At 69.9% G+C, this 13,647-nt stretch carries 7 protein-coding genes; all 7 read left to right on the plus strand.

The genetic code is table 11. The features are described 5' to 3' along the window. Nucleotides 1-246 precede the first annotated feature (246 nt). The gene (locus tag DXK32_RS30215) at nucleotides 247-1,611 is read left to right on the plus strand and encodes an MdtA/MuxA family multidrug efflux RND transporter periplasmic adaptor subunit (RefSeq protein WP_114861886.1); all 1,365 of its coding nucleotides are present in this window, start codon (nucleotides 247-249) and stop codon (nucleotides 1,609-1,611) included. Nucleotides 1,612-1,635: 24 nt separating this feature from the next. Continuing rightward, nucleotides 1,636-4,737: an MdtB/MuxB family multidrug efflux RND transporter permease subunit gene (locus DXK32_RS30220; RefSeq protein WP_114861882.1), complete on the plus strand. Its 3,102-nt coding sequence runs from the start codon at nucleotides 1,636-1,638 to the stop codon at nucleotides 4,735-4,737. Beyond that, nucleotides 4,734-7,997, plus strand: coding sequence for an efflux RND transporter permease subunit (locus tag DXK32_RS30225; RefSeq protein ID WP_114861883.1), 3,264 nt, complete (start codon nucleotides 4,734-4,736; stop codon nucleotides 7,995-7,997). Before DXK32_RS30220 ends, DXK32_RS30225 begins: the two co-directional genes overlap by 4 nt. 166 nt (nucleotides 7,998-8,163) lie before the next feature. Next, on the plus strand, nucleotides 8,164-9,660 hold the full coding sequence (locus tag DXK32_RS30230) for an efflux transporter outer membrane subunit (RefSeq protein ID WP_114861884.1): 1,497 nt from the start codon (nucleotides 8,164-8,166) through the stop codon (nucleotides 9,658-9,660). Between the two features lie 228 nt (nucleotides 9,661-9,888). Then, the gene (locus DXK32_RS30235; protein ID WP_114861885.1) at nucleotides 9,889-11,562 is read left to right on the plus strand and encodes an FAD-dependent oxidoreductase; all 1,674 of its coding nucleotides are present in this window, start codon (nucleotides 9,889-9,891) and stop codon (nucleotides 11,560-11,562) included. Between the two features lie 189 nt (nucleotides 11,563-11,751). After that, the gene (locus tag DXK32_RS30240; RefSeq protein ID WP_114861887.1) at nucleotides 11,752-13,242 is read left to right on the plus strand and encodes a PAS domain-containing sensor histidine kinase; all 1,491 of its coding nucleotides are present in this window, start codon (nucleotides 11,752-11,754) and stop codon (nucleotides 13,240-13,242) included. Between the two features lie 7 nt (nucleotides 13,243-13,249). Beyond that, nucleotides 13,250-13,647 (plus strand): response regulator transcription factor (locus DXK32_RS30245; RefSeq protein ID WP_247877414.1); only part of this gene is annotated, 398 nt, incomplete at its 3' end.

Genomic DNA, 13,647 nt, shown 5'->3' on the forward strand with positions numbered 1-13,647 from the left:
AACTGACCTTGCGCTCTGAAGCACAACGTCAATAGTCTCGTCAGACAGGACCTAACCCTCTCCCCGGAGGGGAGAAGGGATTCCCGACGCCCCTCGACGCTGTTACCGAGCGTTACAAATCTAATCCCTTCTGGACATATTCTGCGCGCGGCGCCGTGATAGCGTCCCGCCGGGATGGGGGCTGGGCCATCGGCACCCCTCCCGACGCGACTTTCCGGACGACGCCCGCAGGCGATGAAGGACCCGATGGATTTGGACACGCCCCTGAAACCGCCGCCCGCGCCCGGGCCGGACAGCCACGCCACGGCAGCGCCGGAGGCCCGCCGGGACCGGACGGCGCCCGAGGCCCAGCGGACCGACGCGCCCAAGCGCCGCTCGATCCTGGGCCGGGTGCTGGCGTGGCTGGTCGTGCTGGCGCTGATCGGCGGCGGGGTGTGGTGGTTCGCCTTCCGCCCGGCGCCGGAGACGGCGGCCCGTGGCGGCCCCGGCGGGTTCCGGCCCGGCATGCCGACCGCCGCGCCGGTGGTGACCGCGACGGTGGAAAAGGGCGACATGCCGATCCGGCTGAACGGGCTGGGCACCGTCTCGTCGCTCGCCACCGTCACGGTGCGCCCGCAGGTCGGCGGCCAGCTCACCCAGGTCGCCTTCACCGAGGGGCAGGCCGTCCAGAAGGGCGATTTCCTGGCGGAGGTGGACCCGCGGCCCTTCCAGCTCGCCGTCGAGCAGGCCGAGGCTCAGCTTCTGCGCGATCAGGCGCTGCTGAAGAACGCCCGGCTGGACCTGGAGCGCTACCGGCTGCTGGTCAAGCAGGACTCCATCGCCAAGCAGCAGCGCGACACCCAGGAATCGCTGGTCCAGCAATATGAGGGCACGGTGAAGGCGGATCAGGTGGCGGTCGAGAACGCCAAGCTGAACCTGTCCTACACCCGCATCACCGCACCCGTCTCGGGCCGCGCCGGGCTGCGGCTGGTCGATCCCGGCAACTACGTCACCGCGGGCGAGGCCGGCGGCATCGTCGTCATCACCCAGGTGCAGCCGATCTCCGTCCTGTTCACCCTGCCGGAGGACAACATCCCGGCGATCATGGCGCGGCTGCGCGACGGGGCGAAGCTGCTGGTCACAGCGTACGACCGGACGCGCGACCGCGTGCTGGCGACCGGCACCCTGACCACGGTGGACAACCAGATCGACGTGACCACCGGCACGGTCAAGCTGCGCGCCCAGTTCGACAACGCCGACCAGTCACTGTTCCCCAACCAGTTCGTCAACGTCCAGCTTCTGGTGGACACGCTGGCCGGCGTGCCGATGGTCCCGGTGGCGGCGGTGCAGCGCGGGGCGCCCGGCACCTACGTCTATGTGGTGAACGGCGCCGACAGCACGGCCTCGGTCCGCCCGGTGACGCTGGGCGCCAGCGACGGGGCGAAGACCGTCATCACCAAGGGCGTGCAACCCGGCGAGACGGTGGTGATCCAGGGCGCCGACCGGCTGCGCGAGGGCGCCAAGGTCGCGGCGACCGACGGCGCGGCCCAGCCGGCGACTCCCGCCACCTCGTCCGCTCCGGCCAGCGAGGGGCCGCGCCCGCAGCGCCGTCCCCAGCGCAACGCGTCGTAACGCGCGCCACCGCGATTTCCGGCCATGAACATCTCCCACCCCTTCGTCGTCCGACCGGTCGCCACCTCGCTGCTGATGCTGGCGATCCTGCTGGTGGGGGCGGTGTCCTACCGCTTCCTGCCGCTGTCGGCGCTGCCGGCGGTGGAATACCCGACGATCCAGGTCCAGACCTTCTTCCCCGGCGCCAGCCCGGAGGTGATGACCTCGTCGGTCACCGCCCCGCTGGAACGCCAGCTCGGCCAGATGCCGGGGCTGGTCCAGATGTCCTCGGTCAGCGCCGCCGGGGCGTCGGTCATCACGCTCCAGTTCGGGCTGGACCTCAGCATCGACATCGCGGAGCAGGAGGTGCAGGCGGCCATCAACGCCGCCGGGAACCTGCTGCCCTCCGACCTGCCCGCCCCGCCGATCTACGCCAAGGTCAACCCGGCCGACGCGCCGATCCTGACGCTGGCCCTGACGTCGAAGACGCTGCCGCTGACCCAGGTGCAGGACCTCGCCGACAGCCGCTTCGCGCAGAAGCTGTCGCAGCTTCCCGGCGTCGGTCTGGTCAGCCTCAGCGGCGGGCACCGCCCGGCGGTGCGCATCCGCGCCAACGTACAGGCGCTGGCGGCCTACGGCCTGAACATCGACGACCTGCGCAGCACCATCAACACGGCCAATGTCAACTCGCCCAAGGGCACCATCGACGGGCCGACCCGCAACTACACCATCAACGCCAACGACCAGCTCCGCCGGGCCGACGAGTACAAGGACCTCGTCGTCGCCTACCGCAGCGGCGCCCCGGTGCGCCTGTCCGACGTGGCCGAGGTGCTGGACAGCACCGAGAACACACGGCTGGGCGCCTGGATGAACGACACGCCGGCCATCCTCCTGAACATCCAACGCCAGCCCGGCGCCAACGTGATCGAGGTGGTGGACCGGGTGAAGGAGATGCTGCCCAACCTGACCGCCGCCCTGCCCGGCTCGGTCGATGTCGCCGTGCTGACCGACCGCACCGTGACCATCCGCGCCTCCGTCGAGGACGTGCAGATGGAGATGATGGTGGCCATGGGGCTGGTGGTCCTGGTGATCTTCCTGTTCCTGCGCAACGTCCCGGCGACGATCATCCCCAGCCTGTCGGTGCCGCTGTCGCTGGTCGGCACCTTCGCGGTGATGTATCTGGCGGGCTTCAGCCTGAACAACCTGTCCTTGATGGCGCTGACCGTCGCGACCGGCTTCGTCGTGGACGACGCCATCGTGATGATCGAGAACATCGCCCGCCATGTGGAGCGCGGCGAGCCACCGCTCCAGGCCGCGCTGAAGGGGTCGAAGCAGATCGGCTTCACCATCGTGTCGCTGACCGTCTCGCTGATCGCGGTGCTGATCCCGCTGCTGTTCATGGGCGACGTGGTGGGCCGGCTGTTCCGCGAGTTCGCCATCACGCTGGCCGTCACCATCCTGATCTCCGCCGTCGTCTCGCTGACGCTGGTTCCGATGCTCTGCGCCAAGCTGCTGCGCCACCGCGAGCCGAAGGAGATGTCCGCCATCGCGCGGCGCAGCGAGGCGTGGTTCGACGCGGTGATCGCCGGCTACGCCCGCACGCTGCGCTGGGTGCTGGACCGCCAGGGGGCGACGCTGCTGGTCGCCGTGGGCACGCTGGCGCTGACGGTGGTGCTCTACACCGCCATCCCCAAGGGCTTCTTCCCGGCGCAGGACACCGGCCTGATCCAGGGCGTGACGGAGGCCACCCAGTCCGTCTCCTATGCCGCCATGGCGGAGCGGCAGCGGGCGCTGGCGGTGGAGGTGCTGAAGGACCCCGACGTGGTCAGCCTGTCCTCCTTCATCGGGGTGGACGGCAGCAACACCACCATGAACAGCGGTCGCCTCCTCATCAACCTGAAGCCGAAGGAGCAGCGGACCGACCATGTGGCCGACATCATCCGCCGCATCCGCCACAACACCGCCGCCGTTCCGGGGATCGAGCTGTTCATGCAGCCGGTGCAGGACCTGACCATCGACGCCACGGTCAGCCGCACCCAGTACCAGTTCGTGCTTGAGGACGCGAACCCCGAGGAGCTGCGCGTCTGGGCGCCCAGGCTGATCGAGCGGCTGGCCGCGGTGCCGGAGATCACCGACGTCACCAGCAACCTTCAGGAGAAGGGGCTGTCCGCCGCCATCACCATCGACCGCGACACCGCCGCGCGCTACGGCGTCACCACGGCGGCCATCGACAACGCGCTGTACGACTCCTTCGGCCAGCGCATCGTCTCCACCATCTTTACCCAGGCCAACCAGTTCCGCGTGATCCTGGAGGCCGACCCCGACCGCATGACGGTGGACCAGCTGCTCACCTCCATCCATCTGCCCTCGGCGGGCGGCGGGCAGGTGCCGCTGGCCGCCTTCGCGCGGATGGAGGTGCGCAACGCGCCGCTCCAGATCAACCATTTTGGGCAGTTCCCGGCGGTCACCGTCTCCTTCAACCTGGCGCCGGGGGTCTCGCTGGGCGCCGCGGTCAAGGCCATCGAGGCGGCGGAGCAGGAACTCGGCCTGCCGGCCAGCGTGCTGACCCGCTTCCAGGGCGCGGCCCTGGCCTTCCAGGCGTCGCTGGGCAACCAGCTTCTGCTGATCCTGGCCGCCATCGTCACGATGTACATCGTGCTGGGCGTCCTCTACGAGAGCTACATCCACCCGATCACGATCCTCTCCACCCTGCCCTCGGCGGGGGTCGGGGCGCTGATCGCGCTGATGCTGGCCGGGCACGACCTGGACATCATCGCCATCATCGGCATCATCCTGCTGATCGGCATCGTGAAGAAGAACGCGATCATGATGATCGACTTCGCGCTCGACGCCGAGCGGGAGGAGGGCAAGCCGCCGCGCGAGGCGATCTATCAGGCCTGCCTGCTGCGCTTCCGGCCGATCCTGATGACGACCATGGCGGCGCTGCTCGGCGCTCTGCCGCTGATGCTCGGCTCCGGCACGGGATCGGAGCTGCGCCAGCCGATGGGCGTGTCCATCGTCGGCGGGCTGATCCTCAGCCAGCTTCTCACCCTCTACACCACGCCGGTGATCTATCTGGCCTTCGACCGGCTCGCCGCGCGCCTGCGCGGGCGCCCCGACGGGCAGACGGAAGGGGCCGCGCGATGAGCTGGGCCGCCAACCTGTCGGCGCCCTTCATCCGGCGGCCGGTGGCGACGACGCTGTTGACGCTCGGGCTGGCGCTGGCCGGGGCGCTGGGCTTCGTCGGGCTGCCGGTGTCGCCGCTGCCGCAGGTGGATTTCCCGACCATCTCGGTCACCGCCTCGATGCCCGGCGCCAGCCCGGAAACGATGGCGGCCAGCGTCGCGACACCGCTGGAGCGGCATCTGGCGCAGATCGCCGACGTGACGGAGATGACCTCCTCCAGCTCCGCCGGATCGACGCGCATCACGCTGCAGTTCGGGCTGAACCGCGACATCGACGGCGCGGGGCGGGAGGTGCAGGCCGCCATCAACGCCGCCCGCGCCGACCTGCCGTCCAGCCTGAGGAGCAACCCGACCTACCGCAAGGTCAACCCCGCCGACGCCCCGATCCTGATCCTGACCATGACCTCGGCGACGCTCAGCCAGGGGCAGCTCTACGATTCCGCGGCGACCGTGCTGCAACAGAAGCTGTCGCAGGTGGAGGGCGTCGGGCAAGTCAGCATCGGCGGCAGCTCGCTGCCCGCCGTGCGGGTGGAGTTGAACCCGCGTGCCCTGTTCCAGTACGGCATCGGGCTGGAGGACGTGCGCGCCGCCATCGCGTCGGCCAACGCCAACGCCCCCAAGGGCGCCGTCGAAGACGGGGAGCTGCGCTTCCAGATCTACACCAACGATCAGGCCCGCAAGGCGGAGGAATACCGCTCGCTGGTCATCGCCTACCGCAACGGGGCCGCCGTCCGCCTGTCCGACGTGGCCGAGGTGTCGGACAGCGTGGAGGATCTGCGCAACGCCGGCATCACCAACGGCAAGCCGTCGGTCCTGCTGATGCTGAACCGCCAGCCGGCGGCCAACATCATCGAGACGGTGGACCGGGTGAAGGCCATGCTGCCGGAGCTGCGCGCCTCCATCCCCGCCGACATCGACCTGTCGGTCTCCAGCGACCGCACCACGACCATCCGCGCCTCGCTGGCCGAGGTGGAGCACACGCTGATCATCGCCGTCGCGCTGGTGGTGATGGTGGTGTTCCTGTTCCTGCGCAACGCGCGGGCGGCGCTGATCCCCAGCGTGGTGGTGCCGGTGTCGCTGGTCGCCACCTTCGGCGCCATGTATCTGCTCGGCTACAGCCTGAACAACCTGTCGCTGATGGCGCTGACCATCGCCACCGGCTTCGTGGTGGACGACGCCATCGTCGTGCTGGAGAACATCGCCCGCCACATCGAGAACGGCATGTCCCGCACCCAGGCCGCGCTGCGCGGCGCACGGGAGGTCGGCTTCACCGTCCTGTCGATGAGCGTGTCGCTGGTGGCCGTCTTCATCCCGATCCTGCTGATGGGCGGCATCGTCGGGCGGCTGTTCCGCGAATTCGCGCTAACCCTGTCCATCGCCATCCTGGTCTCGATGGTCATCAGCCTGACCACCACGCCGATGATGTGCGCCGTCCTGCTGCGCGAGCCGCGCAAGGCCAGGGAGCCGGGCCGTGCCGTGGCCGCCCTGCGCCGGGTCGGCGCCTGGATCGGCGGCGGCACGCTGCGCCTCTACGACCGCACGCTGACGGCGGCGCTCGACAACAGCCTGCTGACCATGGTGGTCTTCGCGGCGACGGTGGCGCTCAGCGTCCATCTCTTCACGATCATCCCCAAGGGCTTCTTTCCGCAGCAGGACACCGGGCGGCTGATCGGCTTCATCGTGGCCGACCAGAGCACCTCCTTCACGCTGATGAAGGAGAAGATGGAGCGCTTCGTGGCGCTGGTGCAGGCCGACCCGGCGGTGGACACGGTGGTCGGCTACACCGGCGGCAGCCGGACCAACAGCGGCTTCATGGCCGTGTCGCTGAAGCCGCTGGCGCAGCGCGACGTCACCGCCGACGCGGTGATCGCCCGGCTGCGCACCCAGCTCACCCAGGTCCCCGGCGCCAACCTGTACCTGTCGGTCATGCAGGATTTGCGGGCGGGCGCGCGGCAGGCCAACGCCAACTACCAGTTCACGCTTCAGGGCGACACGCTGGACGAGTTGCAGACCTGGGCGCCCCGCCTGACCCAGGCGCTCCAGCAGGTGCCGGAGCTGACGGAGGTGAACTCCGACCAGCAGCAGCGCGGGCTGGCGCTGGAGGTGACGGTGGACCGCGACGCCGCGGCGCGGCTGGGCCTGTCCTTCAACCAGATCAACAACACGCTCTACGACGCCTTCGGCCAGCGCTCCGCCTCGACCATCTACAACCCGCTGAACCAGTACCGCGTGATCATGGAGGTCGCCCCCCAGTACCGCGAGGACCCGGAGATGATGAAGGACATCCTCATCAGCAAATCCGGCGGCGCGGTCAGCGGGACGCAGGCGACCAGCGCCATCGCCGGGGCGGCCACGGCCGACACCGAGGCCGCGCGCAACCAGCGCATCAACCAGATCGCCGCCACCGGCCGCACCGCCGCCTCGACCGGGTCGGCGCTCAGCACCGGCGTGGAGACGATGGTGCCGCTCTCCGCCATCGCCCGCGTCTCGCTGGAGAACACGCCGCTGTCGGTGAACCACCAGGGGCCGTTCGTCGCCACCACCCTCTCCTTCAACCTCGCCCCCGGCGTCTCGCTGGGCGAGGGACTGGCCGTCATCCGCCACACCATGGACCGGATCGGCGTGCCGACGACCATCCAGGGCAGCTTCCAGGGCACCGCGCGGGTGTTCCAGCAGTCCATCGGCGACCAGCCGGTGCTGATCCTGGCGGCGCTGCTGGCCGTCTACATCGTGCTGGGCGTGCTCTACGAGAGTTACATCCACCCGCTGACCATCCTCTCCACCCTGCCCTCCGCCGGGGTGGGAGCGCTGGTCGCGCTGATGGCGCTGGATAAGGAGCTGAGCATCATCGCCCTGATCGGGGTGATCCTGCTGATCGGCATCGTCAAGAAGAACGCGATCATGATGATCGACGTGGCGCTGGAGGCGGAACGGAGCGAGGGGCTGGACCCGCGCACCGCGATCCATCGCGCCTGCCTGCTGCGCTTCCGCCCGATCATGATGACCACGGTCGCCGCGCTGCTGGGCGCCCTGCCGCTGGCGCTGGGCTCCGGCGACGGGGCGGAACTGCGCCAGCCGCTGGGCATCGCCATTGTCGGCGGTCTGGTGGTCAGCCAGATGCTGACCCTCTACACCACGCCGGTGACATACCTGTACCTCGACCGTTTCCGGCTGTGGTGCCGCCGGCGCTGGCGGCGTCCCGAGGCGGGGGTCGCGGCATGATGGACGCTTTCGGCCATAGTAGCCCTCTCCCCTCTGGGGAGAGGGTGCCCGCGAAGCGGGCGGTGAGGGGGGTTCGCATATTGGTATGCCCGGCAAAAGCGCAGCCCCCTCACCCTAACCCTCTCCCCAGAGGGGAGAGGGGACTTGTCCTCTGGATGGACCTGACATGACGACAATCTTCGGGCGGCGCGCCCGTCTCCTGGGCACGGCGCTCGGCGCCCTCACGCTGCTGTCGGCCTGCGCGGTGGGACCGGATTACGAACGGCCCTCCGCCGCCGTGCCGCCAGCCTACAAGGAGGGCAGCGTCACTCCCGTGGCCTTCGCAGCTCCCCCCGTCCCGCGCGAGGACGGCTGGCGCCCCGCCGCCCCCGGACAGGCGGAGGCCGGACCCTGGTGGACGGTCTTCAACGACCCGGTGCTGGACGGGCTGATGCGCCGGGTGGAGGTCGACAACCAGAGCCTGAAAGCGGCGGAGGCCGCCTACCGGCAGGCCAAGGCGCTGTCGGACCAGGCGCGCTCCGGATTCTTTCCGGTCCTGTCGGTCAACGGCAGCGCCGACCGGGCCGGGCGCGTCGGGTCGGGCGACCGCAGCACCGCCGGCACCGGCTCCGGCACCGGCGTCAGCCGCAGCGGCACGCCGGTGACCACCTACGGTGCCGGGCTTGGGGCAAGCTGGGCGCCGGACCTCTGGGGCCGCATCCGCCGGTCGGTGGAAAGCAACGACGCCAATCTCCAGGCCAGCGCCGCCGACCTCGCCGCCGCCCGCCTGTCGGCGCAGGCGCAGCTCGCCACCGCCTACGTCCAGTTCCGCGTAGCGGACGAGCGCAAGGCGCTGCTGGAGCGGGCCATCGCCGCCTACCGCCAGTCGCTGGAGATCGCCCGCAACCGCCACGCCGTGGGCACGGCGACGCTGGCCGACGTCTTCACCGCCGAGACCCAGGTCCGCTCCACCGAGTCGCAGCTCGTGGCGCTGGGGGTGCAGCGCGCCCAGTTCGAGCACGCCATGGCGGTCCTGGTCGGGCAGGCGCCCGCCGCCTTCGCGCTGGCCCCGGCGCCGCTGACCGCGGCGGTCCCGGCGATCCCGCCCGGCGTGCCCTCCGCCCTGCTGGAGCGCCGGCCGGACATCGCGGCGGCGGAGCGGCAGATGGCCCAGGCCAACGCCCAGATCGGCATCGCGGAGTCGGCCTGGTACCCGGACGTGGTGCTGTCCGGCTCCCTCACCAACAGCGCGACGATCCTGCCGAAGCTCCTCCAGGCGCCGACGGCGCTGTGGGCGGTCGGGGCGCAGGTCGCCCAAACCCTGTTCGACGGTGGCACGCGGACGGCCGAGGTCGAGCTGCGCCGCGCCGTCTTCGACCAGAGCGTGGCGCAGTACCGCCAGACCGTGCTGACCGCCTTCCAGGAGGTCGAGGACCAGCTCGCCGCCCAGCGCATCCTGGCCCAGCAAGCCGCCGTGCAGGACGACGCCGTGCGGCTGGCGCGCGAGGCGGAGCGGCTGACCCTGAACCAGTACCGGGCCGGTACCCTGCCCTACAGCAGCGTCCTGACCGCCCAGACCGCCGCCCTGTCGGACGAGGAAAGCGCCCTGTCGGTGCGGCAGAGTCGCCTGCTGGCCGCCGTGTCGCTGCTCCAGGCGTTGGGGGGCACTCCGCCGAATTTTTAATCCGGGGAAAGGCCGGACTACCCCTTCGGACTCCGCATCGGAAGTGGTGCCGGAGACAGGCGACCAATCCTTTGGAAAAACGGGTAAAATCCGCGCAAATGCGGACCATGGGGGCGGTGCCGGGGCTATTCCGCTGGACGGGCTAGCCCGCAATTTCAGTAACGGCACCAGGAACTTGGGATTTATCTGAGTCCCGTGCGTTCAACCCCAAAGAAAAGCAGGCGCAGCATGATCCTCGATGCTCGCTCGGTGTCCTCGGGCACCAACCTCGACGCGGACCTCTGCATCGTCGGCGCCGGCGCCGCCGGGCTCGCCATAGCCCGTGCGCTCGCCGGTTCCCGCTGGAAGATCGTCCTTCTGGAAAGCGGCGGGCTCGACCCCGACGGCCACACCCAGTCGCTCTACGCCGGGGAGAATCTCGGCCTGCCCTACGAGCGGCTGTCCACCGCGCGCAGCCGCTATTTCGGCGGCAGCACCAACTGCTGGGGCGGCTTCTGCCGGCCCTTCGAGCCGATCGACATGGAGGCGCGGCCCTGGGTGCCGAACAGCGGCTGGCCCTTCGGGCCGGAGACGCTGGCTCCCTACTACGCCCGCGCCCACAGCCACCTGAACCTGCCGTCGAACATCTACGACAACGGCCATTGGGAACAGACCCTGGCGCCGGACGGGATCGAGCTGATGCCGGTCGAGGGCGGCGCCCTGGAGAACCGGATCGCCCAGATCAGCGACCAGCCGCGCGTCGGCGTGACCTCCGTCGACGAGATCGTCAAGGCCGCGAACATCGCCTGCTACCTGAACGCCAACGTCACCGAGTTCGAGACCAACGACACCGCCACGGTGGTCGAGCGGGTGCGCTGCGCCGCGCTCAGCGGCGCCCGCTTCACGGTCACCGCGCGGCAGTTCGTCCTTTGCTGCGGCGGCATCGAGAACGCCCGCCTGCTGCTGCTGTCCAACCGGGTGCAGAGCGCCGGCCTGGGCAATGGCCACGATCTGGTCGGCCGCTACTTCACCGACCACCCGCGCATCAAGGCCGGCTCCGTCCGCCTGACCGATCAGGCGCGGCACCGCCGCCTCTACGACATGACGCTGACGCTGTCGCGCCGCCGGTTGAACGCCAAGCATCTCCCCGTCTCCGCCTCCCTGTCGCCGACGGTGGAGACCCAGCGCCGGCTGGGGCTGATGAACTCGCGCAGCTATCTGGTGGCGCAGTACCATGGCGAGGCGACCGCCGGGGTGCGGGCGCTGCACGACCTGCGCATGCTGATGTCCGACCGCCGCAAGTTCGGCCACGCCGAGGGCGACCTCAAGGCCCTGCTGCGCGAGGCGGTGCCGCAGATCGCGCTGCATCTGCCCAACTTGGCCTACGCCATGTTCGACAATGTGGTGAATCCGGCCTGGGTGACGCGCAGCTTCCTGCTGGAAACCATCGTCGAGCCGGTGCCCAACCCCGACAGCCGGGTGACCCTGGCGGCGGAGCGCGACGCGCTGGGCCTCAACCGGGCCGACACGGTGTGGCGCCTGACCGAGCAGGACCGCGACAACTTCCTGCGCACCAACGAGCTGGTGCGGACGGAGCTGACCCGCAACGGCCTGATCACGGTGACCGAGGCCGACCCGCAGGAGGCCGCCGAGCGCGCCTGGGCGGAGCGCATCTCCTGGTGCTGGCACCATATGGGCACCACCCGCATGCACGACGACCCGAAGCAGGGCGTGGTCGACGCGCGCTGCAAGGTGCACGGGATGCACAACCTGTACATCGGCGGCAGCTCGGTCTTCCCTAGCATGGGTTGCGATCACCCGACCATCAACCTCGTGGCGCTGGCCTTCCGCCTCGCCGAGGAGGTGTCGGCCCAGCTTCAGCACGACCGCGCGGTCACGCTGGAGGGCCAGCAGGCGGCGTGAAACGCCGGTCCGGAACGGGCGGGGAGCGCTCTTCCCGCCCGCAACCTCCAATCCCCGCCTCAATCCCGGCCCCAATCCCAGTTGACCGAGAAATCAACTCAACTACTCTGGAGCCAAGAACGGTTCGAGGGACAAGGGACGTTGGGGACGGGGATGGCGGACGATATCGGGACGGGAAATCCGGACCTCATGCTGCGCTTTCAGGCCATGCTGGACACGGTGCCGGACGGGATCGTCATCATCGATGCCGAGGGGCGTATCCAGACCTTCAACCCGGCCTGCGAGCGGCTGTTCGGCTGGACGGCCGCCGAGGTGATCGGCCACAACGTCAAGATGCTGATGCCGCCGCCCTACCGGGAGGAGCATGACGGCTATCTGGAGCGCTACCACCGGACCGGGGAGCGCCGGATCATCGGCATCGGGCGCGAGGTCACCGGCCTGCGCCGCGACGGCACCACCTTCCCGATGGAGCTGTCGGTCGGCGAGGCCTGCCGGGAGGCCGGCGGCGACGCGGTCTACATCGGCATCATCCGCGACATCAGCGAGCGCAAGCGGGCCGAAACCGCCCTGCGCGAGCGCGAGGCCCGCCTCACCTCCATCCTGGAGACGGTGCCCGAGGCGATCATCGTCATCAGCGAGCGCGGCCTGATCGAATCCTTCAGCCCGGCGGCGGAGCGGCTGTTCGGCTACAGCGCCGCCGAGGTGACGGGACGCAACGTCAGCCTGCTGATGCCCTCCCCCTACCGGGAGCAGCACGACCGCTACATGGACCATTACCTGACCACCGGGGAGCGCCGGATCATCGGCATCGGGCGGGTGGTGTCCGGCCTGCGCCGCGACGGCTCGGTCTTCCCCATGGAGCTGGCGGTGGGCGAGGTCCAACTGGCCGGGCACCGCTGCTTCACCGGCTTCATCCGCGACCTGACCGAGCGGCAGGCCACCGAGAAGCGCCTTCAGGAGCTTCAGGCGGAGCTTCTGCACGTCAGCCGGGTCAGCGCCATGGGCCAGATGGCCTCGACCCTGGCGCACGAGCTGAACCAGCCGCTGACCGCCGTCATCAACTACGCCAAGGCGGTGAAGCGCCTGCTCGACCGTCCGGACGGGGCGGACAAGGCGCGCGAGACGATGGACAAGGCCACCGCCCAGGCCGCCCGCGCCGGCCAGATCATCCGCCGCCTGCGCAACTTCATCGAGAAGGGCCAGACCGAGCACACGGTGGAGAGCATCGGCAAGGTCGTGGAGGAGGCCAGCGCCCTCGCCCTGGTCGGCGCCAAGGAGCGCGGCGTCCATGTCCGGCTGGAGATGAGCGGCGACGAACGGCCCGTGCTGATCGACAAGATCCAGATCCAGCAGGTCGTCCTCAACCTCGTCCGCAACGCCATCGAGGCGATGGCCGAGTCGGAGATTCGGGAATTGACCGTCGCCACCGGCCCCGACCCGGACTCGGCGGCGCTGATGCGCGTCACCGTCCGCGACACCGGCCCCGGCCTGAACGAGACCGTCCTGGCCCAGCTCTTCCAGCCCTTCGTGACCACCAAGGAGAAGGGGATGGGGCTCGGCCTGTCGATCTGCCGGTCGATCATCGAGGCCCATGGCGGCCGCCTGTGGTTGGAACCGGGGGACGGAGGGGCCACCTTTGCCTTCACCGTGCCGGTTGCCGGAGAGGATGATGCGCCCTGAGACCCCCTTGCCGCCCCCGTTATCCCCGTCGGAGATGACGGTCTTCGTCCTGGACGACGACGAGGCGGTGCGCGATTCCGTGGTGATCCTGCTGGAATGCGAGGGTTTCCGGGTCGAGAGCTTCGCGTCCCCCCTCGCCTTCCTGGAATCGGACGCGCCGTCGCGCCCCGGCTGCCTGCTGGTCGATGTGCGGATGCCGCAGATGAGCGGGCTCGACGTGCAGGAGCGGCTGGTCCAGGAGGGGCGCGGCCTGCCGGTGATCGTCATGACCGGCCACGCCGACGTGCCCCTGGCGGTGCGGGCCATGAAGGCCGGCGCCGTCGATTTCGTGGAGAAGCCCTTCGACGAGCAGGCACTGATCGGCAGCGTCAAGGCCGCCCTGGCCCGCGCCGTTCCGCCCGCGAC

The sequence above is a fragment of the Azospirillum brasilense genome (assembly GCF_003349955.1).
GTDB lineage: Bacteria > Pseudomonadota > Alphaproteobacteria > Azospirillales > Azospirillaceae > Azospirillum > Azospirillum brasilense_B.